Source organism: Dickeya undicola, from assembly GCF_000784735.1.
Classification (GTDB): Bacteria; Pseudomonadota; Gammaproteobacteria; order Enterobacterales; family Enterobacteriaceae; genus Dickeya; species Dickeya undicola.
The window spans coordinates 302,098-324,882 of sequence record NZ_JSYG01000004.1 but is presented as its reverse complement, the minus strand read 5'-3'; the positions used below and the strand labels follow the sequence as shown (position 1 = coordinate 324,882).

General features: G+C 55.2%; 23 protein-coding genes. 19 read left to right on the top strand and 4 right to left on the bottom strand.

Annotated features, from left to right (window positions below):
- Nucleotides 1-16: 16 nt before the first annotated feature.
- The 14 genes from pdxB (at nt 17) to hisP (ending at nt 13,607) form a co-directional block, all read left to right on the top strand.
- On the top strand, nt 17-1,150 hold the full coding sequence (pdxB, locus tag OB87_RS02300; protein ID WP_033567977.1) for a 4-phosphoerythronate dehydrogenase PdxB: 1,134 nt from the start codon (nt 17-19) through the stop codon (nt 1,148-1,150).
- 85 nt (nt 1,151-1,235) lie between these two features.
- The gene (locus tag OB87_RS02295) at nt 1,236-2,246 is read left to right on the top strand and encodes an aspartate-semialdehyde dehydrogenase (RefSeq protein ID WP_033567799.1); all 1,011 of its coding nucleotides are present in this window, start codon (nt 1,236-1,238) and stop codon (nt 2,244-2,246) included.
- Nucleotides 2,246-3,076, top strand: coding sequence for a tRNA pseudouridine(38-40) synthase TruA (gene truA / locus OB87_RS02290; protein WP_033567798.1), 831 nt, complete (start codon nt 2,246-2,248; stop codon nt 3,074-3,076). Before OB87_RS02295 ends, truA begins: the two co-directional genes overlap by 1 nt.
- A 62-nt stretch (nt 3,077-3,138) precedes the next feature.
- Nucleotides 3,139-3,804, top strand: coding sequence for a DedA family protein (locus tag OB87_RS02285; RefSeq protein ID WP_395856328.1), 666 nt, complete (start codon nt 3,139-3,141; stop codon nt 3,802-3,804).
- A 230-nt stretch (nt 3,805-4,034) separates the two neighbouring features.
- Nucleotides 4,035-4,946, top strand: a complete 912-nt coding sequence (gene accD / locus OB87_RS02280; RefSeq protein WP_033567797.1) for an acetyl-CoA carboxylase, carboxyltransferase subunit beta — start codon at nt 4,035-4,037, stop codon at nt 4,944-4,946.
- Nucleotides 4,947-5,025: 79 nt separating this feature from the next.
- A complete protein-coding gene (gene folC, locus OB87_RS02275; protein WP_033567796.1) occupies nt 5,026-6,294 on the top strand; it encodes a bifunctional tetrahydrofolate synthase/dihydrofolate synthase in 1,269 nt (422 codons plus the stop codon).
- On the top strand, nt 6,284-7,135 hold the full coding sequence (gene dedD / locus OB87_RS02270) for a cell division protein DedD (protein WP_033567795.1): 852 nt from the start codon (nt 6,284-6,286) through the stop codon (nt 7,133-7,135). The genes folC and dedD overlap by 11 nt, the downstream gene beginning before the upstream one ends.
- A 286-nt stretch (nt 7,136-7,421) precedes the next feature.
- On the top strand, nt 7,422-7,913 hold the full coding sequence (cvpA, locus tag OB87_RS02265; RefSeq protein ID WP_033567794.1) for a colicin V production protein: 492 nt from the start codon (nt 7,422-7,424) through the stop codon (nt 7,911-7,913).
- 30 nt (nt 7,914-7,943) lie between these two features.
- A complete protein-coding gene (gene purF, locus OB87_RS02260) occupies nt 7,944-9,461 on the top strand; it encodes an amidophosphoribosyltransferase (RefSeq protein WP_033567793.1) in 1,518 nt (505 codons plus the stop codon).
- Between the two features lie 140 nt (nt 9,462-9,601).
- The gene (locus OB87_RS02255) at nt 9,602-10,171 is read left to right on the top strand and encodes a UbiX family flavin prenyltransferase (RefSeq protein ID WP_033567792.1); all 570 of its coding nucleotides are present in this window, start codon (nt 9,602-9,604) and stop codon (nt 10,169-10,171) included.
- A 377-nt stretch (nt 10,172-10,548) separates the two neighbouring features.
- Nucleotides 10,549-11,328 (top strand): lysine/arginine/ornithine ABC transporter substrate-binding protein, encoded by a 780-nt coding sequence (locus OB87_RS02250; protein WP_033567791.1) that lies wholly within the window; start codon nt 10,549-10,551, stop codon nt 11,326-11,328.
- Nucleotides 11,329-11,396: 68 nt separating this feature from the next.
- Nucleotides 11,397-12,086 carry a histidine ABC transporter permease HisQ gene (locus OB87_RS02245; protein WP_033567790.1) on the top strand — a complete coding sequence of 230 codons (690 nt, stop codon included), beginning with the start codon at nt 11,397-11,399 and terminating at the stop codon, nt 12,084-12,086.
- A complete protein-coding gene (locus OB87_RS02240; RefSeq protein WP_033567789.1) occupies nt 12,079-12,795 on the top strand; it encodes an ABC transporter permease in 717 nt (238 codons plus the stop codon). Before OB87_RS02245 ends, OB87_RS02240 begins: the two co-directional genes overlap by 8 nt.
- A gap of 38 nt (nt 12,796-12,833) precedes the next feature.
- Nucleotides 12,834-13,607 carry a histidine ABC transporter ATP-binding protein HisP gene (gene hisP / locus OB87_RS02235; protein WP_033567788.1) on the top strand — a complete coding sequence of 258 codons (774 nt, stop codon included), beginning with the start codon at nt 12,834-12,836 and terminating at the stop codon, nt 13,605-13,607.
- Nucleotides 13,608-13,648: 41 nt separating this feature from the next.
- Here hisP and OB87_RS02230 read toward each other — a convergent pair whose 3' ends face one another.
- Both OB87_RS02230 and yfcG read right to left on the bottom strand, forming a co-directional pair.
- On the bottom strand, nt 13,649-14,557 hold the full coding sequence (locus tag OB87_RS02230; RefSeq protein WP_033567787.1) for a TIGR01777 family oxidoreductase: 909 nt from the start codon (nt 14,555-14,557) through the stop codon (nt 13,649-13,651).
- 267 nt (nt 14,558-14,824) lie between these two features.
- Nucleotides 14,825-15,454: a GSH-dependent disulfide bond oxidoreductase gene (yfcG, locus tag OB87_RS02225; protein WP_033567786.1), complete on the bottom strand. Its 630-nt coding sequence runs from the start codon at nt 15,452-15,454 to the stop codon at nt 14,825-14,827.
- A 251-nt stretch (nt 15,455-15,705) separates the two neighbouring features.
- On the opposite strand from yfcG, the gene yfcE reads away from it, so the two are divergent.
- Both yfcE and yfcD read left to right on the top strand, forming a co-directional pair.
- Nucleotides 15,706-16,257: a phosphodiesterase gene (gene yfcE, locus OB87_RS02220; protein ID WP_033567785.1), complete on the top strand. Its 552-nt coding sequence runs from the start codon at nt 15,706-15,708 to the stop codon at nt 16,255-16,257.
- A gap of 90 nt (nt 16,258-16,347) precedes the next feature.
- Entirely contained in the window at nt 16,348-16,959 is a 612-nt protein-coding gene (yfcD, locus tag OB87_RS02215; protein ID WP_050515604.1) for an NUDIX hydrolase YfcD, read from the top strand.
- Between the two features lie 106 nt (nt 16,960-17,065).
- Here yfcD and pta read toward each other — a convergent pair whose 3' ends face one another.
- Both pta and ackA read right to left on the bottom strand, forming a co-directional pair.
- On the bottom strand, nt 17,066-19,207 hold the full coding sequence (gene pta, locus OB87_RS02210) for a phosphate acetyltransferase (RefSeq protein WP_033567784.1): 2,142 nt from the start codon (nt 19,205-19,207) through the stop codon (nt 17,066-17,068).
- A gap of 91 nt (nt 19,208-19,298) precedes the next feature.
- Nucleotides 19,299-20,501, bottom strand: a complete 1,203-nt coding sequence (ackA, locus tag OB87_RS02205; protein ID WP_033567783.1) for an acetate kinase — start codon at nt 20,499-20,501, stop codon at nt 19,299-19,301.
- A 488-nt stretch (nt 20,502-20,989) separates the two neighbouring features.
- Here ackA and yfbV point away from each other — a divergent pair, with 488 nt between their 5' ends.
- The 3 genes from yfbV to OB87_RS02190 all read left to right on the top strand — a co-directional run bounded on the left by yfbV (nt 20,990) and on the right by OB87_RS02190 (nt 22,769).
- Nucleotides 20,990-21,445 (top strand): terminus macrodomain insulation protein YfbV, encoded by a 456-nt coding sequence (gene yfbV, locus OB87_RS02200; protein ID WP_033567782.1) that lies wholly within the window; start codon nt 20,990-20,992, stop codon nt 21,443-21,445.
- Between the two features lie 136 nt (nt 21,446-21,581).
- Nucleotides 21,582-22,076, top strand: a complete 495-nt coding sequence (locus tag OB87_RS02195) for a YfbU family protein (RefSeq protein ID WP_033567781.1) — start codon at nt 21,582-21,584, stop codon at nt 22,074-22,076.
- A gap of 36 nt (nt 22,077-22,112) precedes the next feature.
- Complete coding sequence (locus OB87_RS02190) at nt 22,113-22,769, top strand: sugar phosphatase (RefSeq protein WP_033567780.1); 657 nt, start codon at nt 22,113-22,115, stop codon at nt 22,767-22,769.
- The last annotated feature ends 16 nt before the right edge of the window (nt 22,770-22,785 follow it).

Genomic DNA, 22,785 nt, shown 5'->3' with positions numbered 1-22,785 from the left:
TATCAGGAAAGCCAACGTGAAAATCCTAGTTGATGAAAATATGCCTTACGCGCAGACGCTGTTCAGCCGTCTGGGCGAGGTGACGGCGGTGCCGGGGCGGCCGATTCCGACGGATGCCCTGAACGGGGCGGATGCGCTGATGGTACGTTCAGTCACCAAAGTGAACGCCGACCTGCTGACCGGCAAAGCGGTGAAGTTTGTTGGTACGGCGACGGCGGGAACCGATCATGTCGATGAAGCCTTTCTGCGCCAACAGGGCATCGCCTTTTCCGCCGCGCCCGGTTGTAATGCGATTGCGGTGGTGGAGTATGTGTTTTCCTCGCTGCTGATGTTGGCGGAACGCGATGGCTTCAATCTGACGGATCGTACCGTCGGCATTATCGGGGTGGGCAACGTAGGTTCCCGTCTCAATGACCGGCTGACGGCGCTGGGTGTGCGCACGCTGCTGTGTGACCCGCCGCGGGCGGATCGTGGTGACAGCGGGCCGTTCCTGTCGTTGGACGAGGTAGTGGCGCAGGCCGATGTGCTGACGTTTCACACGCCGCTGCTCAAAGATGGCCCTTACGCTACCTGGCACAGCGTGGATGCTGCGCTGCTGGCGCGTTTGAAAGACGGCACCATCCTGATTAACGCCTGCCGGGGTCCGGTGGTGGATAACGCTGCTTTGCTGGCGGCGTTGCAAGGCGGCAAAAACCTCAGCGTGGTGCTGGACGTATGGGAGCCGGAGCCGGAATTGTCCATCGAGCTGCTTGAACGGGTCGACATCGGCACCGCGCATATTGCTGGTTATACGTTGGAAGGCAAAGCGCGCGGCACCACCCAGGTTTTCGAAGCCTGGAGCCATTTCATTGGTCAACCGCAACAGGTCGCCCTGTCGTCGCTGCTGCCGACACCGGAACTGTCTGAGGTTACCCTGACCGTGCCACTGGATGAGCGTCAGCTCAAACGGCTGGTGCATCTGGTGTATGATGTGCGCCGTGACGACGCCTTGTTGCGTCAGGTAGCGCACGTGCCCGGCGAATTTGACCGGCTGCGCAAGTTCTATCAGGAGCGGCGCGAGTGGTCATCGCTGCATGTCGTCTGCGCCGATCGGGAGAGTGCAGACCGGCTGAACCGGCTGGGTTTTACCGCGTCGGTCAACGAACACTAATTTCCAGTATCAAAATCAGATTAATCCGGGCGGTGCGATCATCGTCCGGTGTGTTTTATTCATTATTCTTGGGGAGAACGATCACATGTCCAATGGCTGGAATATCGCGCTGCTGGGCGCGACCGGTGCCGTCGGCACCGCGTTGCTGGAGCTGTTGCAGGAACGTGAGTTTCCCGTGGGTGAACTTTATGCGCTGGCGAGTGAAAACAGCGTCGGCGAGAGCCTGCGTTTTAGCGGCCGTTCGCTGCGGGTGGAAGACGCCGCAGATTTCGACTGGTCGCAGGTACAACTGGCGTTTTTCGTCGCCGGTATGGAAGCCAGCGCCCGCTATGCCGAAGCGGCGGGTAACGCCGGTTGTCTGGTGATTGACAGCAGCGGTCTGTTCGCGCTGGAGCCGGATGTGCCGCTGGTGGTGCCGGGCGTCAACCCGCACGTGCTGGCGGATTACCGCAACCGCAATATCGTGGCGGTGGCGGACAGCCTGACCAGCCAGTTGCTCACCGCGATCAAACCGCTGACGGAGCAGGCCGGGCTGTCGCGTCTGCATGTGGCCAATCTGCTGTCGGTGTCGGCTCATGGCAAGGCGGCGGTAGATGACCTGGCGGGCCAGAGCGCTCGCCTGCTCAACGGTATTCCGGCTGAGCCGGGGTTGTTCCCGAAACAGCTGGCGTTCAACCTGTTGCCGCTGTTGGCGGATAGTGAAGGCAGCGTGCGTGAAGAACGTCGGCTGGTGGAGCAAGTGCGCAAGGTATTGCAGGACGACGGCCTGCCGATTTCGGTCAGTTGCGTACAGTCGCCGGTGTTTTATGGCCATGCGCAGGTGGTGCATCTGGAAGCATTGCGCCCGTTGTCTGCCGATGAAGCACGCGACGTGCTGGCGCAGGCGGGCGATGTGGCACTGAGCGAGGAAGATGACTACCCGACGCAGGTAGAAGACGCGTCAGGCAATGTACAACTGAATATTGGCTGTCTGCGCAACGATTACGGCATACCTGAGCTGTTGCAGTTCTGGTCGGTGGCCGACAATATCCGTTTCGGCGGTGCGCTGATGGCGGTGGAAACCGCCGAACGGCTGATTGAGGAGTACCTGGGGTAATGACGGCGTTGCAGCACGCGGATAACGAGGCGCCGCTGAAAATTGCCCTGGGGATCGAGTATGACGGCAGTCGTTATTACGGCTGGCAGCGTCAGGCTGAAGTAAACAGCGTTCAGGGATGTCTGGAGGCGGCGCTGTCTCAGGTGGCGAACGAACGAATCGACGTATTTTGCGCCGGTCGGACCGACGCTGGGGTGCACGCGACCGGACAGGTGGTGCATTTCACCACCCGCGCGGTACGTAAAGATGCGGCCTGGACCATGGGTGTTAACGCCAACTTGCCGCCAGATATCGCGGTGCGTTGGGTGAAAACGGTGGATGATGCGTTTCATGCCCGTTTCAGCGCCACTGCTCGTCGTTACCGCTACGTGATTTATAACCGGCGCTTCCGACCTGCAATTCTGTCGCAGGGGGTGACGCATTACTACCTGCCGCTGGATGCCGAGCGTATGCACCGCGCCGGTCAGTGCCTGCTGGGAGAGAACGATTTTACCTCGTTCCGGGCGGTGCAATGCCAGTCGCGCACACCCTGGCGTAACCTAATGCACCTGCGGGTGGTGCGTCAGGGCGATTATGTCGTGGTGGACATCAAGGCCAACGCGTTTGTGCATCACATGGTGCGTAACATTGTGGGCAGCCTGATGGAAATTGGCTGTGGCAACCAGCCGGAAAACTGGATGGCTGAATTGCTGGCGGCAAAAGACCGAACATTGGCCGCCGCGACGGCGAAAGCCGATGGGCTGTATTTGGTTGCGGTGGATTATCCGCAGGACTTCGCTATTCCCTGCGCGTCGATGGGGCCGCTGTTTCTGCCGGATGTGGTGATTTAACGGGAACTGGCGCGCCGTAAACGAGCGGCGAAGTCGGCATTGAACTGAATAAGGACGCGATTATGCTGGATTTTGTACGGTTTATCATTGATTTCATCCTGCACATTGATGTGCATCTGGCTGGGTTGGTGGCGCAGTATGGCGTATGGATCTACGCGATTCTGTTCCTGATTCTGTTTTGTGAAACCGGCCTGGTGGTTACGCCATTCCTGCCTGGTGATTCGCTGCTATTTGTGGCAGGAGCGCTGGCCGCGTTACCGACCAATGACCTGAACGTTCACCTGATGGTTGCACTGATGGTGGTGGCCGCGGTACTGGGTGATGCGGTGAATTACACTATCGGCCGATTGTTTGGCGAGAAATTGTTCCGTAATCCCCACTCGCGTATTTTCCGGCGCAGCTATCTGGACCGCACTCATGCGTTTTATGAGCGTCACGGCGGTAAGACAATAATTCTGGCGCGCTTTGTGCCGATTGTGAGAACATTTGCGCCCTTTGTCGCCGGGATGGGGCACATGCGTTACCGTGAGTTCGCCCTGTACAACGTGACCGGTGCGCTGCTGTGGGTGTTGTTGTTCACCTATGCCGGTTACCTGTTCGGTGATCTGCCGGTGGTGCAGGAGAACCTGAAGTTATTGATCGTGGCGATCATCTTCATCTCCATTCTGCCGGGGTTGATCGAGTTTTGGCGGCACAAACGCACCCTGACGCGGCAAAATATGAAATAAGTGGAAAATTATTTTAACATCCGGTTTGACCAGTTTTTTATCCACACGCCCGGATCGTTATGGTTTAATGAGCAGCATTTATGGCTGTGTTTGTATAAAACAGCATGAATGACAATGTCCTGTCCCGGTGAGTTCGGGATGCGATATCGCTTTATCGGCGGCGTTGCCAGGGATGGGGTAACGTGTAGCAGCGTACTGGCTGGTGCCAGGTTCAAGCAGAAAGGTTATCAATGAGCTGGATTGAACGAATTCTTAACAAAAGTAATGTCACGCCAACCCGTAAGGCGAATATTCCTGAAGGGGTGTGGACTAAATGTGACAGTTGCGGTCAGGTACTTTACCGCGCCGAACTGGAACGCAACCTGGAAGTGTGTCCGAAATGTGATCACCACATGCGGTTGTCCGCTCGGGCTCGTCTCCATGCGTTTCTGGACAAAGAAGGCATGGTGGAACTGGGCAGCGAGCTGGAACCTAAAGATGTCCTGAAATTCAGAGACTCCAAGAAATACAAGGACCGTATCGTCTCGGCGCAGAAGCAGTCTGACGAAAAAGACGCCCTGGTGGTGATGAAGGGCACGTTGTACGACATGCCGGTGGTTGCGGCTTCGTTCGAATTCTCCTTCATGGGCGGTTCGATGGCGTCTGTTGTTGGTGCGCGGTTTGTCCGTGCCGTTGAGCAGGCACTGGAAGACAACTGCCCGCTGGTTTGTTTCTCCGCCAGTGGCGGTGCCCGTATGCAGGAAGCACTGATGTCGCTGATGCAGATGGCGAAAACCAGTGCGGCGTTGGCGAAAATGCGCGAACGCGGCTTGCCGTATATTTCGGTACTGACCGACCCGACGATGGGTGGCGTGTCCGCCAGTCTGGCGATGTTGGGCGACCTGAACATTGCCGAGCCGAAAGCGCTGATCGGTTTTGCTGGTCCACGTGTTATTGAGCAGACGGTGCGTGAAAAACTGCCGCCGGGCTTCCAGCGCAGTGAATTCCTGCTGGAGAAAGGTGCTATCGATATGATCGTGCGCCGTGCGGATATGCGCTACAAACTGGCAAGCATCCTGTCCCGGTTGACGAATCGTCCGGAGCCGCAGGAGTCCTCCGTGGCGCGGCCATCCGCCTCGCCTGAATCACAGAGTGAAGCCTAATCAATGATGTACCGGGAGCAGGGCGGCGTTGTTGCCGTGTTCCCGGCAGCAATCAACCGTAAGTCAGTGAGCGGGACTCATGGATAATCTTCAGACACCTCAAGCCACGTCGCCTTTGGCCACGTGGCTTCACTATCTTGAACATCTACACTTCCAGACGATTGACCTTGGTTTGGAACGCACCCAACAGGTGGCGGAACGGCTGCATCTGTTGCAACCGGCTCCGCGCGTGTTCACCGTCGCTGGCACCAATGGCAAAGGCACCACGTGTTGCACGCTGGAGTCCATTTTGAGCGCTGCCGGTCTACGGGTGGGTGTATACAGTTCCCCACACTTGCTGCGTTATACCGAACGTGTGCGTATTCAGGGGCGTGAATTGCCAGAGTCCCGGCACGCCGAGGCATTTGCCGCGATTGAAGCCGGTCGCAATGGCACGTCGCTGACCTATTTTGAATTCGGCACGCTGGCGGCGTTGTGGTTGTTTAAGCAGGCACAGCTGGATGTGGTGATCCTGGAAGTCGGGTTGGGCGGTCGTCTGGATGCCACCAATATTGTGGATGCTGATGTCGCGGTTGTTACCAGCATCGCGCTGGATCACACCGACTGGTTGGGCAACGATCGGGAAAGCATTGGCCGTGAAAAGGCGGGTATTTTCCGCAAGAACCGACCGGCCGTAGTGGGCGAACCGGATATGCCGACATCCATTGCCACCGTCGCGCAGGAAAAAGGCGCACAGTTGTTCCGGCGTGGCGCTGACTGGCAGTTTTCGTTGCAGGATGGCGGCTGGCGTTGGCAGAGCGGTGATGTTCATTATGAAGGATTGCCCATTCCAACCGTGCCGCTGGCGAATGCGGCCACCGCCCTGGCAGCGCTGCAAGCCTCCGATATGGCTCTGAGTGTCGATGTCATCCGCCAGGGGCTGCGTCAGGCGCAATTACCGGGACGTTTCCAGATTGTGAGCGAAAAGCCGTTGTTGATTCTGGATGTCGCGCATAATCCTCATGCTGCGGCTTACCTGGCTGCACGACTGGCCGATTTACCACGAGTCGGTAAGGTGCGGGCGGTGATAGGTATGCTGGCGGATAAAGACATTCCTGGTACGCTGGCACAGCTTAAACCACAGGTAGATGTGTGGTATTGCGCTCCGCTGGAAGGGCCACGCGGTGCCGATGCCGAATTGCTGACCACACACCTGGAGCAGGGGACGTCATTTCCGGATGTGACGACGGCCTGGCGACAAGCAATGCAGGACGCCAGTGAAGATGATGTAGTGATTGTTTGTGGTTCTTTCCATACTGTCGCGCATGTGATGGAAGCGCTGGACGGGAGCGGAACGCATGGCGAGTAAATTTCAAAATCGCCTGGTAGGAACGGTTGTGCTGGTGGCGCTGGGGGTGATCGTGCTCCCCGGCCTGCTGGATGGTAAGAAAAAGCATTATGAGGATGACTTCGCTGCGATACCGCTGGTTCCCAAACCGGGTGATACGCTGGAAGCGGAGTCAATGCCGCCGATAAATCAGTCGCTGCCGACCCAGCCGCCTGAAGGCGCAGAAGCTGCGATGCAGAGTAAGGACGAATCGGCAACCGAGACAGGCGAGGAGCAGGATTCCACGCAATCTTCTGCCCGTCATGGCGCGGCTCAGCCGTCGTCTTCCCGCCCGGTTGCAACGCCGATGCCGGTGGTCACCGAGCCACGCGCACCAGTACAGCAAGTGGCACCGCCTGCGATGAAGGCGCAACCCGCGAAGCCTGAAGTTAAAAAACCGGAAGCCAAACCGGAAACCAGGCAAAAGCCCGAGGTGAAAACGGCGGAGAGTAAGGCGGCTGAAAGTAAGTCGACTGAAAAACCGGCTGATACTCGTGCAGCGGAAGCTAAAACGGAAAACAAGACACCGGAAAGCAAGACGCCGGAAAACAAGCCAACAGCTCAGGAGCAGGCACCCGCCGGTCAGGCTTTTGTGGTACAACTGGGCGCGCTGAAGAATGCCGACAAGGTCAATGAAATTGTCGCCAAACTGCGTCTGTCCGGTTATCGAGCCTATACCGTGCCGTCGGCCCCCGTGGCGGGGCAGATTACCCGCATCTACGTCGGGCCAGATGCCTCGAAGCAGAAATTGCAGTCGGCGCTGGGTGAGTTGCAGCAACTTAGTGGGCTGAGCGGACAAGTCCGGTCGTACAGCGCGCGCTAAGGCAGCTAATCAGCCTATGAAAGCAGGGGGTAGGGGAGCACGGCGACCTTGCCCCTTTATTTTTGGGCGGAGCACCGAAATTTGTGGCAGCGCACTGAATCGCTATTGCGGTGTGTGGCGGGTATGGGCGCTATCCACATGGCGGAGGGCGGTTTTTTTTATTTCTTCGCCTATCGAAAAAATCGGCGGGAAATACGCTACGCAAACGTTTTCTTTTTCTGTTAGAATGCGCCGCGAACAGGATGACCGGCGCTATGATTGTCATCGTTCATTATTAGGATAGTTCATGGTTTGGGTTGATTACGTCATTATCGGGATTATCGGATTCTCGGCTCTGGTCAGTCTCATCCGGGGGTTTGTACGTGAAGCGCTGTCACTGGTGACCTGGGGGGCGGCGTTCTTTATCGCCAGCCACTACTATGTCTATCTCGCGGGCTATTTCACGCGGTTTAATGATGAGCTGGTGCGCAACGGTATCGCCATTGCCATTCTGTTTATTGCGACGTTGATTGTGGGTGCTATCGTCAATTATGTGATCGGTTCGCTGGTTGAACGCACCGGACTATCAGGCACTGACCGGGTACTGGGCATTTGCTTTGGTGCATTGCGCGGTGTGTTGATCGTTTCCGCACTGCTGTTCTTTCTGGATACCTTCACCGGTTTTTCACAGAGCGCCGACTGGAAGCAGTCCCATTTAATCCCGCAGTTCAGTTATATCATCAGGTGGTTTTTTGACTACCTGCAAAGCACGTCGAGTTTCTTGCCGCGGCACATCTAGCCGCGGTAGCGCTGATGAGGAAAAGACCACATGTGCGGTATTGTCGGTATCGCCGGTTTTACACCGGTCAACCAGTCGATTTATGACGCGTTAACGGTGTTACAGCACCGTGGGCAGGATGCCGCAGGCATCGTCACCATTAATGATGCCAACTACTTTCGCCTGCGCAAAGCCAACGGCCTGGTGAAAGATGTGTTTGAAGCCCGGCACATGCAACGGTTGCAGGGCAACATGGGGATTGGCCACGTGCGCTATCCCACCGCAGGCAGTTCCAGTGCCTCAGAGGCCCAGCCGTTTTACGTCAATTCCCCGTTCGGGATTACGCTGGCCCACAACGGTAACCTGACCAACGCCCATGAATTGCGTAAAAAGCTGTTTGAAGAAGGGCGTCGTCATGTCAATACCACCTCAGATTCTGAAATCCTGCTGAATGTGTTTGCCAAAGAGCTGGATCGTTTTCAGCACTACCCGCTGGAAGCGGACAACATTTTTGCCGCTGTGGCGGCGGTGCATCAACAGATTCGTGGCGCTTATGCCTGCATCGGCATGATCATCGGTCACGGCATGGTGGCGTTCCGTGATCCGAACGGCATTCGCCCGCTGGTTATCGGCAAGCGCGAACTGCAAGATGGTCGCAACGAGTACATGGTGGCGTCGGAAAGCGTAGCGCTGGATACGCTGGGCTTTGAGTTTCTGCGTGATGTGGCACCGGGCGAAGCGGTATACATTACCGAGAACGGCCAACTGTTCACCCGTCAATGCGCGGAAAACCCGAAAAGCCATCCGTGCTTGTTCGAATACGTTTATTTCGCCCGTCCTGATTCCTTTATCGACAAGATTTCGGTCTACAGCGCCCGTGTGCGTATGGGCCAGAAACTGGGTGAAAAGATTGCCCGCCAGTGGGAAGAACTGGATATCGACGTGGTGATTCCTATTCCAGAAACGTCCTGCGATATCGCGCTGGAAATAGCCCGCATCATCAACAAGCCGTACCGTCAGGGCTTTGTGAAAAACCGCTATGTTGGCCGTACTTTTATCATGCCGGGGCAGCAAACGCGCATTAAATCGGTACGTCGCAAACTGAACGCCAACCGGGCAGAGTTCCGCGGTAAGAACGTACTGCTGGTGGATGACTCTATCGTGCGCGGCACCACCTCGCAGCAGATCGTGGAGATGGCGCGTGAAGCGGGTGCTAATCGGGTTTATCTGGCCTCTGCAGCACCGGAGATCCGTTTCCCGAACGTGTACGGCATTGACATGCCGAGCGTCAACGAATTGATCGCTCACGGTCGTGAAGTCGAGGAGATTCGTAAGATCATCGGTGCCGATGCGCTGATTTTCCAGGACCTGACTGACCTTATCGACGCGGTGCGTGAAGACAACCCGGAAATCGTTCAGTTTGAATGTTCGGTGTTCAACGGCGTCTATGTGACCAAAGACGTGGACCAGGACTATCTGGATTATCTGGAAGCTCTGCGTAACGATGATGCCAAGGCGATGCGCAGCCAGAATGAAGTCGAAGACCTGGAACTGCACAACGAAGGGTGATTATCGATCGCTCGTCGTGGTTAAAAAGGGAGCGCAGGCTCCCTTTTTTGTCGCTGTTATTCTTGCCAATCCGCGGGTGATGCGGCAAAGTCAGCGCACATGTTTTGCCGTCTCTGTTGCGGTGGGTCTGAGAGGTGAGAATGAAGCGACTGATTGTCGGTATTTCCGGTGCCAGTGGTGTTACCTATGGGGTACGGTTATTACAGGTGCTGCAGCCAGTCGCCGAGATTGAAACTCATCTGGTGATGAGTCCGGCGGCCCGGCAAACGCTGTCGCTGGAAACCGATCTAACCGTGCGCGATGTTCAGTCGCTGGCTGATGTGGTGCACGATTCTCGTGATATTGCTGCCAGCATCTCGTCAGGATCGTTCAAAACAGCCGGTATGGCGATTCTTCCCTGTTCGATCAAGACGTTATCCGGCATTACCCATAGCTATACCGACAGCCTGCTGACGCGTGCAGCGGACGTGGTGCTGAAAGAACGTCGCCCGCTGGTACTGTGCGTGCGGGAAACGCCGCTCCACCTCGGCCATCTGCGTCTGATGAATGCCGCTGCTGAAATGGGCGCGGTGATCATGCCGCCGGTGCCTGCGTTTTATCATCGCCCACAAACTGTGCAGGATATCGTCGATCAGACCGTCAATCGGGTGATTGACCAGTTTGACATTGAGTTGCCCCAGGATCTGTTTACGCGCTGGCAGGGTGCCTAACTGCTTCATTTATAATCATAAAACATACCATTACGTCGCTTGTTGAGGGCAGGGTGTTTTGCACTTTTTTGTGGCGCAGTGCTTTTGTGGTGCATTCATGTGCACCACAATGGTGCTATTGATGCAGACCGCCAACGTCCTACTCGTTATCCTGATAGCATGAGTTGATATAATTCATTGATTATATTGATGCGGCTATCATGATCACCCTGTCTAATTTGATGCAAAATTGCATATTCTTTATGGCATAAAATTTGCTATGTTTTGACAAACAAGGTGCGATTCAACGCACACAGCAAACACATGTATCACCACAGTTTCACGGTCAGACTTCACGAATCACTTAGGCATACACAATCATAAATAAGGGTAACGCAATGAAAAAAATGTTGAAACTTTTGCCATTAGCACTGGTATTCGCAGCAGGCAGCGCCCTCGCCGAGGTTCCGAAAAATATCAAGATTGGCACCGATCCTACGTATGCGCCGTTTGAATCCAAGGACGCCAGTGGTCAACTGGTCGGGTTTGATATCGACCTGGCAAAAGAACTGTGTAAACGCATTCAGGCAAACTGTACTTTCGTTGAAAGTGATTTCGATGCGTTGATCCCGTCGCTGAAAGCGAAAAAGATCGACGCCATCATTTCTTCCCTGTCCATTACCGAGAAACGCCAGCAGGAAATCGCCTTTACGGACAAACTGTACGCCGCCAATGCCCGTCTGATCGCCAAAAAAGGCTCACCGATTCTGCCAACACTGGATGCGCTGAAAGGTAAGCGTGTCGGCGTGCTGCAAGCCTCCACGCAGGAAGCTTACGCCAACCAGTACTGGCAGCCGAAAGGTATTGATGTGGTGGCTTACCAAAATCAGGATCTGATCTATGCCGATCTGACCGCTGGCCGTATCGATGCCGCGTTTCAGGATGAAGTTGCAGGTAGCGAAGGCTTCCTGAAACAGGCTGCGGGCAAAGACTATGCCTTTGCCGGTCCGGCGGTGAAAGACGACAAACTGTTCGGCGTGGGCACCGGTATGGGGCTGCGCAAGAACGAAACCGAACTGAAAGCCGCGTTGGACAAAGCCTTTGCAGCCATGCGCAAAGACGGTACTTACAACACGCTGGCCAAGAAGTACTTTGACTTCGACGTCTACGGTGAATAAGCCTTCCTGATTAACCTCTGCCTGCCTCGTGCAGGCAGAGGTGTGCCTTTTCTGAGCGGATTGATGTAATGCTTTATGGCTATTCCGAATTAATCATGGACGGCGCGCGCATGACGTTGCAATTGGCGTTGTGCTCGCTGGTGCTGGCGCTGCTGATTGGTCTGGTGGGTGCGGCGGCAAAGCTGTCGTCCAGTCGTCTGTTGTCCGGCTTTTTTTCCGGTTACACCACGCTGATTCGCGGTGTACCGGACCTGGTGCTGATGCTGCTGATTTTTTACGGTCTGCAGATGGTGCTCAACAGTGTCACCGAGGCACTTGGCCTGGATCAGATCGATATCGACCCGCTGGCAGCAGGGATTATTACGCTGGGGTTTATTTACGGTGCCTATTTCACCGAAACCTTCCGCGGTGCTTATCTGGCGGTGCCTCGTGGTCAGATTGAGGCGGCGGTGGCGTTTGGGTTTACACCGATGAAAGTGTTTCGTCGCATCATGTTTCCATCAATGATGCGCTTTGCGCTGCCGGGAATCGGCAACAACTGGCAGGTGATTCTCAAAGCGACTGCGCTGGTGTCGCTGCTGGGATTGAGCGACGTGATAAAAGCGACCCAACTGGCTGGAAAGGGAACCCATCATCCGTTCTTTTTCGCCATTGTGGCTGGCGTGCTGTATCTGATTTTTACCACCCTTTCCAACGGGGTGCTGTGGTGGCTGGAAAAACGCTACTCGCAGGGAGTCCGGAAAGTAAATTATGAGTGAGATTCTGCAACAATACTGGCAGGCCCTGCTGTGGAGTGACGGCTATCGCCTCACCGGGTTGGCGATGACGTTATGGCTGCTGATTATATCGGTAACTATCGGCGGGTTGATGGCGGTTCCGCTGGCGGTAGCCCGCGTTTCGCCTCGTCGTCGCTACTGGCTGCCGGTATGGGTCTTTACCTATGTGTTTCGCGGCACGCCGCTGTATGTGCAACTGCTGGTGTTCTACTCCGGCGTGTACAGCCTGGAAATTGTGCGCGGCACCGACCTGCTGAACGCGTTTTTCCGCAGCGGCCTGAATTGCGCCATTCTGGCACTGGCGCTGAATACTTGCGCTTATACCACCGAAATCTTCGCTGGCGCGATTCGCTCGGTGCCACATGGCGAAATCGAAGCCGCCCGCGCCTATGGTTTTTCACGTTTCAAACAGTACCGTTGCATCATTCTGCCGGGCGCGTTGCGTATCGCGCTGCCCGCCTACAGCAACGAAGTCATCCTGATGCTGCATTCCACCGCGCTGGCCTTTACCGTGACCGTGCCGGATTTACTGAAAGTGGCGCGCGATATCAACGCCGCTACCTACCAGCCGTTTTACGCGTTCGGCATCGCGGGAGTGATGTATCTGGCGGTATCGTTTGTGTTGATTTCGTTGTTTAGAAAGGCTGAGCGTCGCTGGTTACGGCATCTTCATACCCGTTCATCCCATTAACCGTTCATTCCATTAAAGAGTGCAGGAACAGACAAAGAATGCAGAATAATAAGCTGATGGTGACGGAATTACGTAAGCGTTATGGTCAGCATGAGGTGCTGAAAGGCATTTCATTACAGGCTAAAGCCGGGGACGTTATTTCCATTATCGGTTCATCGGGGTCGGGTAAAAGCACCTTGTTGCGCTGTATTAACTTTTTGGAAAAACCCTGTGAAGGGTCGATCCATGTGAATGGTCAGGAAATTCACATGGTGCGGGACAAGGACGGGCAGCTCAAGGTATTCGACAAGAAGCAGTTACAGCTGCTGCGCACCCGGTTGACGATGGTATTCCAGCATTTCAACTTGTGGAGCTTTATGACCGCGCTGGATAACGTGATGGAAGCACCGGTACAGGTGCTGGGGCTGGGTAAGGCGGAAGCCCGCAAACGGGCTGAATTCTACCTGAACAAGGTGGGGATCACCGGCGCATCACAGGAGAAATACCCGTCCGACTTGTCTGGCGGTCAGCAGCAGCGTGTGTCCATCGCCCGCGCGCTGGCGATGGAGCCGGATGTGTTACTGTTTGACGAGCCTACGTCTGCGCTGGATCCGGAATTGGTGGGCGAAGTGCTACGCATCATGCAGCAACTGGCGGAAGAGGGCAAAACCATGGTGGTGGTGACCCATGAAATGGAATTTGCCCGGCATGTCTCCAACCATGTGATTTTCCTGCATCAGGGTCTGGTGGAGGAAGAAGGGCCGCCGGAGGCGGTATTCGGCAACCCGCAAAGCCCGCGTTTGCAGCAGTTCCTGTCCGGTGCGCTGAAGTAACGTTCCGTACCGTCACATCGTCCCCGCACCGGCTGGCCCGCTCAGCCTGCGCGGGGATGCAGTAAATCGTTCAGCGCCTCTTCCAGTTCAAAGAAGCGAAAACCAAAACCGGCTTTTTCCAGCCGCTGTGGAATAGCCCGTTGTCCGCCCAGCAGCAATGTTGCCGCTTCACCCATCACCACCCTAAGCACCCATCCGGGCGTGCGCACAAAGCCGGGACGATCCAGTGTACCTGCCAGCATGGCGGAAAATTTCTCATTACGTACCGGGTAGGGTGACACCATATTGAACGGCCCCCTCAGGATCGGATTATCCAGCAGATAAAGAATGGCATTGGTCATGTCGTCGATATGGATCCACGGCAGATATTGCTTGCCGGAGCCGATCGGGCCGCCCAGACCCAGTCGGAAAATGGGCAGCATTTTTGCCAGCGCACCGCCTTCGGTAGACAGCACTACACCGGTGCGTAGCAGGCAAACACGGGTCTGGTCGCTTTCGGCTTCCAGCGCCAGCGCCTCCCAGCGTTCACAGAGTTCGTGTGTGAAATCGTCATGAGGCGGTTCATCTTCGGTCACCAGTGCCTGGCCTTGATCGCCGTAATAACCTACGGCAGAGCCGGATAAGAACACCGTCGGCGGCGTCTGGCTATGACGAATAAGCTGTGTCAACTGACGGGTAATGTCCCAGCGGCTCTGACACAGCCGTGCTTTTTGCGCGCTGGTCCAGCGTTTGTCGGCGATAGGCTCGCCCGCCAGATTGATGACACCGTCAAAACCGTCCAGCGAGGTCTGTTCCTCCAGTCCACGCCAGTAATCAACCTGAGAGCCCCACTGCTGTCGCGCACGTTCCAGAGAGCGGGTCACAACGGTTACCTGATGTGACAGGGACAGCAAACGTGCAATCAGATGACGTCCAATAAGGCCGGTTCCCCCGGTGATCAGTAGCTTCATAGCGGGCCTCGTTTCGTATGTCAGGTTATTCCCTTGCGCCGGGCGGTCGTGCGCCTGCTGGAACACCGTCTCTCATCTTGGTTTTAGCATAGATGATTTGCTTTCATCTGCCGGTGATATTAACCACATCTCAGGGAACTTTTATCAGCGGAACAAGTACTTTTCAAACTTACAGTGTAGCGCGGCAGGATGACGGAAATAGTTTGAAGACGGTCAATCAGCGAGGGAAAACCACGCCCGGTTTACCGGGCGTGGAGACAAGGCTTATCAGGCTTTCGCTGCGAGCTGGTAGGCGCGCTGCGTGGCCGGGCGTTCACGGATGCGTTCAAACCAGCTCTTCACTGCAGGGAAGGCATCAAGGTCGATACGCTGGCGGTCGTGCGATACCACCCAGGGGTAGGTGGCGATGTCGGCAATACTGTACTCATCGCCCGCCAGCCAGTCGTGATGACGCAACTGTGTGTTCAGCACGCCGTACAGACGCTCGGTTTCTTTCTGATAACGGTCGATAGCATAAGGCACCGGCTGGGGCGCGTAGTGGTTGAAATGGTGGTTTTGCCCCAGCATCGGCCCGAAACCAGCCACCTGCCAGAACAACCATTGCAGTGTGGCAGCACGTTCCCGAACATCGGTACTCAGGAGTTTGCCGCTTTTCTCGGCCAGATAGAGCAGAATGGCTCCGGATTCGAATAGGCTGAGCGGTTCGCCCTGATCAGCAGGCTGTTGATCCACAATCGCGGGGATCTTGTTGTTGGGGGAAATCGCCAGAAATTCGGGCTTGAACTGATCGCCTGCACTGATATCTATGCGGTGCAGTTGATAAGGTAACTGTGCTTCTTCCAGGAACAGGGTGATTTTGTGACCGTTTGGGGTAGGGGCGTAGTACACATCAATCATGACTCATTTCTCCATAAGGGAAGTCATCAGCCAGAAACTGATGACTCTGAAAAACAGTTGGCAGGCAAAAGACTAGCACTTTCCCGCCGTAAACATAAATAACCGTTATGGCTATCCTTTTGCCTTCACACCTGTGATCACGCGGTGCCTCTCGGTAGGGGAAGACAACAAACCGATAATTTTGACCAGTGATGACAGGGGTTTTTGGTACTATAGCGGGACCGAATCTTCTCACGCATCGGGATAGCATGATGAAACTGATGTTTGCGTCTGACCTGCATGGCTCGTTGTCTGCCACCGAAACCCTGTTGACCCTTTTTGAACAGAGCGGTGCGGACTGGTTGATCCTGCTGGGCGATTTTCTTAATCACGGCCCCCGCAATCCATTGCCGGATCGTTATCAACCAGCGGATGTGGCGAGCCTGCTGAACCGCTATGCGTCACAGATTATGGCGGTACGGGGTAACTGCGACAGCGAAGTTGACCAGATGCTGTTGCAGTTTCCAATCACCGCGCCCTGGCAACAAGTGCTGCTGCCTGAGCATCGCTTATTTCTGACTCACGGGCACCTTTATCACCCAGAAAAACGACCGCCGTTACATTCCGGCGATGTACTGGTGTTCGGTCATACTCATATCCCGGTGGCCGAGCGACGCGACGATATTTACTGTTTCAACCCCGGCTCAGTCAGCCTGCCTAAAGGTGGTTATCCCGCCAGTTATGGCCTGCTGGATAATGGCGTGTTGCAGGTTGTGCCATTGCAGGGTGGGGAGGCTATTGCACAGGTTGCGATTAGCCACTAACTTAGACGCTACTCTCACATCACATCAATAATTCCAATATTTTTAAAAACTGATGCGCGTGACCGCGCCACGACGAAAGGGTTTCAGAGGATGGTGGAACAAACACAGACGGCAGGCACGGAGTGGGTCGACATTGTTGATGAAAACAACGAGGTTATCGCCCAGTCGAGTCGCCAGCAGATGCGTGCTCAGCATCTGCGGCACCGTGCGACCTACATTGTTGTACATGATGGCATGGGCAAAATTCTGGTCCAGCGCCGCACCGAAACCAAAGATTTTTACCCCGGTTGGCTAGATGCAACGGCAGGCGGCGTGGTGCAAAGCGGTGAAAACCTGCTGGAATCGGCGCGTCGTGAAGCGGAGGAAGAACTGGGCATTGCAGGTGTGCCATTTGCCGAACACGGTCTGTTTTACTACGAAAGCGATGACTGTCGGGTATGGGGCGCGTTGTTCAGTTGTGTCATGCATGGTCCGTTCGCCCTGCAGGCGGAAGAGATTGACGAAGTGAGCTGGTTGACGCCAGAGGAGATTACGGCGCGTTGCGATGAGTTCACCCCAGATTCACTCAAGGCGTTGTCGCTCTGGTTAAGCCGTAACAGCGGCAGCAATGACTACGTTAAACCACCGCGTGTTTCGTCACGAGTTCAGAATGATGATTCAGCCGGAACGGAAGATCACGACGCGGTAGAAGAAGAGCACTGAGTTTTTCGGGTTTTTCGTCGTCATAAAAAAACGCCAGCAATGCTTTGCTGGCGTTTTTGCTTCTGTCTTACCGGTGCATTGAGAAATACACCGGTCATGACATCGATCAGGCGATCTGGGTGGCCTGAATGGCGGTCAGTGCTACGGTGTAGACAATGTCGTCCACCAGCGCGCCGCGGGACAGGTCGTTAACCGGTTTACGCATACCTTGCAGCATTGGCCCGATAGAAATCAGGTCAGCAGAACGCTGTACCGCTTTATAGGTGGTGTTACCGGTGTTGAGGTCCGGGAACACGAACACGGTGGCTTTACCTGCAACCGGTGAGTTCGGTGCTTTGGACAGTGCAACGTCTGCCATGATGGCGGCGTCGTACTGCAACGGACCGTCGATCACCAGATCCGGGCGTTTTTCCTGTGCCAGACGGGTCGCTTCGCGGACTTTATCCACATCGCTGCCCGCACCGGAGTTACCGGTCGAGTAGGAGATCATCGCTACGCGCGGTTCAATACCGAAAGCGGCGGCGGAATCGGCGGACTGAATCGCGATTTCAGCCAACTGCTCAGCGGTCGGATCCGGGTTGATGGCGCAGTCGCCATAGACCAGAACCTGCTCTGGCAGCAGCATGAAGAACACGGAAGACACCAGCGAGCTGCCCGGTGCGGTTTTGATCAACTGCAACGGCGGACGGATGGTGTTGGCGGTGGTGTGAACAGCACCGGATACCAGGCCGTCTACTTCGCCTTGTTCCAACATCAGGGTGCCCAGCACCACGTTGTCTTCCAGTTGCTCGCGGGCGACCACTTCGGTCATGCCTTTGCTCTTACGTAGTTCCACCAGACGCGGTACATAGCGTTCACGCGCTTCAGCCGGATCAACGATTTCGATGCCTTTGCCCAGTTCAACGCCCTGCGCAGCCGCTACGCGCTGAATTTCATCCGGGTTGCCTAACAGTACGCACTGTGCGATGCCACGTTCGGCACAGATAGCCGCAGCCTTAACGGTACGCGGTTCGTCGCCTTCCGGCAGTACGATGCGTTTGCTTGCCTGACGAGCCAGTTCGGTCAGCTGATAGCGGAACGCTGGCGGAGACAGACGGCGTGAACGTTCAGACGCTGCGGTCAGCGAATCGATCCACTGGGTATCGATATGACGTGCTACGTATTCCTGTACTTTTTCTACGCGTTCGTGGTCGTCGGCTGGCAATTCCAGGTTGAAGCTTTGCAGGTTCAGCGAGGTCTGCCAGGTGTTGGTATTGACCATGAATACCGGCAGGCCGGTCTGGAAGGCACGTTCGCACAGCTTGCTGATGGCCGGGTCGATTTCGTAACCGCCAGTCAGCAGCAGAGCACCGATTTCAACGCCGTTCATGGCAGCCAGACAGGCGGCAACCAGTACGTCTGGGCGGTCGGCGGAGGTGACCAGCAGTGAACCAGGACGGAAATGTTCCAGCATATGCGGAATGCTACGGGCGCAGAAGGTCACCGATTTCACACGACGGGTCTGAATATCACCGGCGTTGATCACGCGTGCATTCAGATGGTTAGCCATATCGATGGCACGGGTAGCGATCAGGTCAAAACTCCACGGCACGCAACCCAGAATCGGCAGCGGGCTGTTAGCAAACAGCAGCTTCGGATCGATATTGGCGACGCTGGCTTTGGTGGAGTCATCGAAAATTTCGGACAAATCGGGACGGGTGCGACCCTGTTCATCCACCGGTGCGTTCAGCTTGTTGATGATAACGCCGGTGATGTTTTTGTTCTTGCTACCGCCGAAGCTGGAACGGGCGATGTCGAGACGCTCTTTCAACTGAGCCGGGGAATCATTGCCCAGCGCCAGTACGAAGACGATTTCCGCGTTCAGCGTTTTAGCGATTTCATAGTTCAGCGCGTTGGCGAACTGGTGTTTACGGGTCGGCACCAGGCCTTCTACCAGTACGACTTCCGCGTCTTTGGTGTTTTCGTGATAGCGGGCGATGATCTCTTCCAGCAGCACGTCCTGCTGGTTGCTGCTCAGCATCGACTCCACATAGCTCATCGCCAGCGGCTCGGCGGCCGGAATGGCGGAGGTAGCGCGGACGATGGTGGTGGTCTGATCCAGTGCGTTTTCACCGGAACGCGGCTGTGCGATAGGCTTGAATACGCTCAGGCGCACGCCTTTCTGTTCCATGGAACGAATGACACCCAGGCTGACGCTGGTCAGGCCTACGCTGGTGCCAGTAGGAATCAACATGATTGTACGGGACACGGCTTAACCTCTGTTTGCGGTTGCTCGTTGTTCAAAAACGATGCTTCTAAAACAACTCCGTCAGCCGAAGCTGACGGAGTGGGGAGACTTATCAGGCGGTCAGGCGCAGCGCGTCCTGAGCGATGACCAACTCTTCGTTGGTCGGGATAACCAGAGCCGGGCGGGCACCGTCTTTGGCGATGTTGCCGCCTTTGCCGAAACGGGCAGCCAGATTACGCTCGTGGTCGACAGCGAAGCCCAGCAGACCCAGCTGTTTCAGCGTCAGTTCACGTACCATCGCTGCGTTTTCACCGATGCCGCCGGTGAAGATCACCGCGTCCAGACGACCTTCCATCAGCGCAGAGTAAGAACCGATGTACTTCGCCAGACGGTGGCAGTACACGTTCATGGCGCGTTTGGCGTCTTCTTTGGTGTCGTAGTTGTCTTCTACATAACGGCAGTCGCTGGTGACTTCAGTCAGACCCAGCAGGCCGGATTCTTTGGTCAGCAGTTTGTTGATGCTTTCTACGCTCATGCCCAGAGAGTCATGCAGGTGGAAAACTACCGCCGGGTCGATGTCACCACTACGGGTGCCCATTACCAGACCTTCCAGCGGGGTCAGACCCATGGAGGTATCCACACACTTGCCGTTGCGGATAGCAGAAACAGAACCGCCGTTACCCAGATGGCAGGTGATCACGTTCAGTTCTTCTACCGGTTTGTTCAGGACTTTTGCCGCTTCACGAGAAACGAAGTAGTGGCTAGTACCGTGAGCGCCATAACGGCGGATGTGATGTTCTTTGTATAATTTGTACGGCAGGGCGTACAGGTAGGCTTCTTCCGGCATAGTCTGATGGAACGCGGTGTCAAAGACGGCGACGTTCTTGTCTTTCAGGTGCGGGAATTCCTTCAGTGCTTCTTCGATGCCGATCAGATGAGCCGGGTTGTGCAGCGGCGCGAACGGTACGGCGTCTTTGATGCCCTGCAACACGTCGGCATTGATCACGGCTGACTGGGTGAATTTTTCACCGCCGTGAACGATACGATGGCCGATGGCTACCAGTTGAGCAGACAGTTCCGGCTTCTGGCTGAGGATGGTGTTAACGATGAAGCTCAGTGCTTCACTGTGGGCAGCACCTGCACCCAGTTCAGCTTCCTGTTTGCCACCGTCAATTTTCCATTTGATACGCGCTTCGGGCAGATTGAAGCACTCGGCCAGGCCAGACAGGTATTCGTCTCCGTTGACGGCATCAATGATGGCGAATTTCAGGGAAGAACTGCCACAGTTAAGGACCAGTACTAACTTACTCGACATGGAAGTACCTACTTGTTATACATGGTTAAAAAAATGTCATACAGCAACCAGCGTAGCGCAGAAGGCGGTCGACATTTATGATTAACATCATGGCCGGGTGATTTTTCCAGACATGACAGCGTAAAACGCCGATGTAACCACCGCTCAATAGCGTATTGAACGCCCCGGCAAGGTGACATCAGCGCGGCAAAAACGGCGACAGCAGACACCTATGACGTTCGCTGTGCGTTGAATTCACAGTGGCCGTATTCGCCAACCGACTCAACAAAACGCTGTCTGAAATAGCGGATGGCTAAGCAGCGAGTGCAGCACAACGTGTGTCATACAGCTTTGTGTCATAGTGCTATACAGCTTTTTATCGCAGCCTAAAAGGCTATTTTAGGATACCGATAGCAATCATTAAACACAAAATATATTTTAAGCTTGTCAATTACAGTTGGTGATTTGTACAAATTTTTTATTTTTTATATGTGAAGTTGAGGTTGAGCATGACAACGAAACCCTCCGGCAAAACGGGATGGCTACAACTATTCCGTCTGGGCCAGCACTATATGAAAACCTGGCCGACGGACAAGCGCCTGGCACCGGTGTTTCCTGAAAATCGCGTAGCGCGTGCTACTCGGTTTGCCATTCGTATCATGCCACCAGTGGCTGTCTTTACCCTGACCTGGCAAATCGCGCTGGGCGGGCAACTGGGGCCGAGCGTGGCTACCGCGTTATTTGCCCTTGGCTTGCCGATGCAAGGGTTATGGTGGCTGGGGCGGCGTTCGGTTACCCCGTTACCGCCTTCTTTATTACAGTGGTTTCATGACATTCGTAATAAGCTGTTGGCGTCAGGGATGGCGTTGGCTCCGGTGGAAGGGCAACCCACTTATCAGATGCTGGCAGACGTGCTGAATCGTGCCTTTAAGCAGCTCGACAAGACGTTCCTGGACGATCTTTGATGTAAACCCGGTTTTTAGCCAAAGACGCTGATATTTTTTCCATCGGATTCTGTTTTAAATCAAGAAACGAACGCCAGCCAGTATGCGATTCTGCTGTCAATATCCCTTTAGCCGGAATCAGATTCAGGAGTGCACCATGGAAATGACTAATGCTCAGAGACTTATCCTGTCCAATCAGTACAAAATGATGTCAATGATGGACCCCGATAATGCGGAGCGCTACCGCCGTCTGCAAACGATTATCGAGCGGGGTTATGGGCTGCAAATGCGGGAGTTGGATCGTGATTTTGGCGATTTGAGCGAAGATGTGTGCCGTACCCTCATTAATATTATGGAAATGCACCATGCGCTACAGGTTTCCTGGGCCAATCTGAAAGAGAAACCGGATATGGATGAGCGCCGCGTGGCGTTTCTTGGTTTCGATGCTGCGACTGAAGCGCGTTACCTGGGGTATGTGCGTTTCATGGTGCATGTGGAAGGGCGTTATCCCCATTTTGATTCCGGCACGCATGGCTTTAACTCGCAGACCAAAATGTGGGATAAATACATCCGTATGCTGGCGATTTGGCAATCCTGCCCGCGTCAGTATCACCTGAGTGCGGTGGAGATCGCGCAAATCATTAATGCCTGATAAGTTCGGGACTGATAAATAAAGAAGGGGCTTTCTGTGGAGTGTAAAGGTTTTCTGTTTGATCTTGACGGCACGCTGGTAGATTCACTGCCCGCAGTGGAACGGGCCTGGAGCAACTGGGCAAAAGATCATGATATCGACCCACAGACAGTTCTGGATTTTATTCACGGTAAACAGGCCATCACCTCGTTGCGCCACTTTCTGGCTGGTGCTAGCGAAGAGACGATTCAGCGCGAGTTTGTCGCGCTGGAGCAGGTGGAAGCGAGCGATACCACCGGTATTACGGCTATGCCGGGTGCGCAGGCGCTGTTGGTCAGGCTGGACGAGCTGGATATTCCGTGGGCTATTGTGACGTCGGGAACGGTGCCGATTGCACATGCCCGTCACCGTGCCGCAGGGTTGTCTGCTCCGCGTGAGTTCATCACCGCGGAGCAGGTAGCGCGCGGTAAACCGAATCCAGACGCGTATCTGCTGGGTGCGCAGCGGTTGGGGCTGTCTCCTTCCGAGTGTGTGGTGGTGGAGGATGCGCCAGCTGGCGTGCTGTCTGGTCTGGCGGCGGGGTGTAAGGTTGTTGCGGTGAATGCGCCGACGGATACCCCGCGCCTGAATGAAGTGAATGCTGCATTACATTCCCTTGAGCAATTGCAGATTTCGCGTACAGCAGATGGTTGGGTCAACATTACCTTAAAATGATGTCCAAAACCGGATT

Excerpts from the sequence above, each read along its gene's own strand:
- OB87_RS02295 (WP_033567799.1), top strand. The coding sequence starts at position 1,236 with ATGTCCAATGGCTGGAATATCGCGCTGCTGGGCGCGACCGGTGCCGTC.
- truA (WP_033567798.1), top strand. The coding sequence starts at position 2,246 with ATGACGGCGTTGCAGCACGCGGATAACGAGGCGCCGCTGAAAATTGCC.
- OB87_RS02285 (WP_395856328.1), top strand. The coding sequence starts at position 3,139 with ATGCTGGATTTTGTACGGTTTATCATTGATTTCATCCTGCACATTGAT.
- accD (WP_033567797.1), top strand. The coding sequence starts at position 4,035 with ATGAGCTGGATTGAACGAATTCTTAACAAAAGTAATGTCACGCCAACC.
- folC (WP_033567796.1), top strand. The coding sequence starts at position 5,026 with ATGGATAATCTTCAGACACCTCAAGCCACGTCGCCTTTGGCCACGTGG.
- dedD (WP_033567795.1), top strand. The coding sequence starts at position 6,284 with ATGGCGAGTAAATTTCAAAATCGCCTGGTAGGAACGGTTGTGCTGGTG.
- cvpA (WP_033567794.1), top strand. The coding sequence starts at position 7,422 with ATGGTTTGGGTTGATTACGTCATTATCGGGATTATCGGATTCTCGGCT.
- purF (WP_033567793.1), top strand. The coding sequence starts at position 7,944 with ATGTGCGGTATTGTCGGTATCGCCGGTTTTACACCGGTCAACCAGTCG.
- OB87_RS02255 (WP_033567792.1), top strand. The coding sequence starts at position 9,602 with ATGAAGCGACTGATTGTCGGTATTTCCGGTGCCAGTGGTGTTACCTAT.
- OB87_RS02250 (WP_033567791.1), top strand. The coding sequence starts at position 10,549 with ATGAAAAAAATGTTGAAACTTTTGCCATTAGCACTGGTATTCGCAGCA.
- OB87_RS02245 (WP_033567790.1), top strand. The coding sequence starts at position 11,397 with ATGCTTTATGGCTATTCCGAATTAATCATGGACGGCGCGCGCATGACG.
- OB87_RS02240 (WP_033567789.1), top strand. The coding sequence starts at position 12,079 with ATGAGTGAGATTCTGCAACAATACTGGCAGGCCCTGCTGTGGAGTGAC.
- hisP (WP_033567788.1), top strand. The coding sequence starts at position 12,834 with ATGCAGAATAATAAGCTGATGGTGACGGAATTACGTAAGCGTTATGGT.
- OB87_RS02230 (WP_033567787.1), bottom strand. The coding sequence starts at position 14,557 with ATGAAGCTACTGATCACCGGGGGAACCGGCCTTATTGGACGTCATCTG.
- yfcG (WP_033567786.1), bottom strand. The coding sequence starts at position 15,454 with ATGATTGATGTGTACTACGCCCCTACCCCAAACGGTCACAAAATCACC.
- yfcE (WP_033567785.1), top strand. The coding sequence starts at position 15,706 with ATGAAACTGATGTTTGCGTCTGACCTGCATGGCTCGTTGTCTGCCACC.
- yfcD (WP_050515604.1), top strand. The coding sequence starts at position 16,348 with ATGGTGGAACAAACACAGACGGCAGGCACGGAGTGGGTCGACATTGTT.
- ackA (WP_033567783.1), bottom strand. The coding sequence starts at position 20,501 with ATGTCGAGTAAGTTAGTACTGGTCCTTAACTGTGGCAGTTCTTCCCTG.
- yfbV (WP_033567782.1), top strand. The coding sequence starts at position 20,990 with ATGACAACGAAACCCTCCGGCAAAACGGGATGGCTACAACTATTCCGT.
- OB87_RS02195 (WP_033567781.1), top strand. The coding sequence starts at position 21,582 with ATGGAAATGACTAATGCTCAGAGACTTATCCTGTCCAATCAGTACAAA.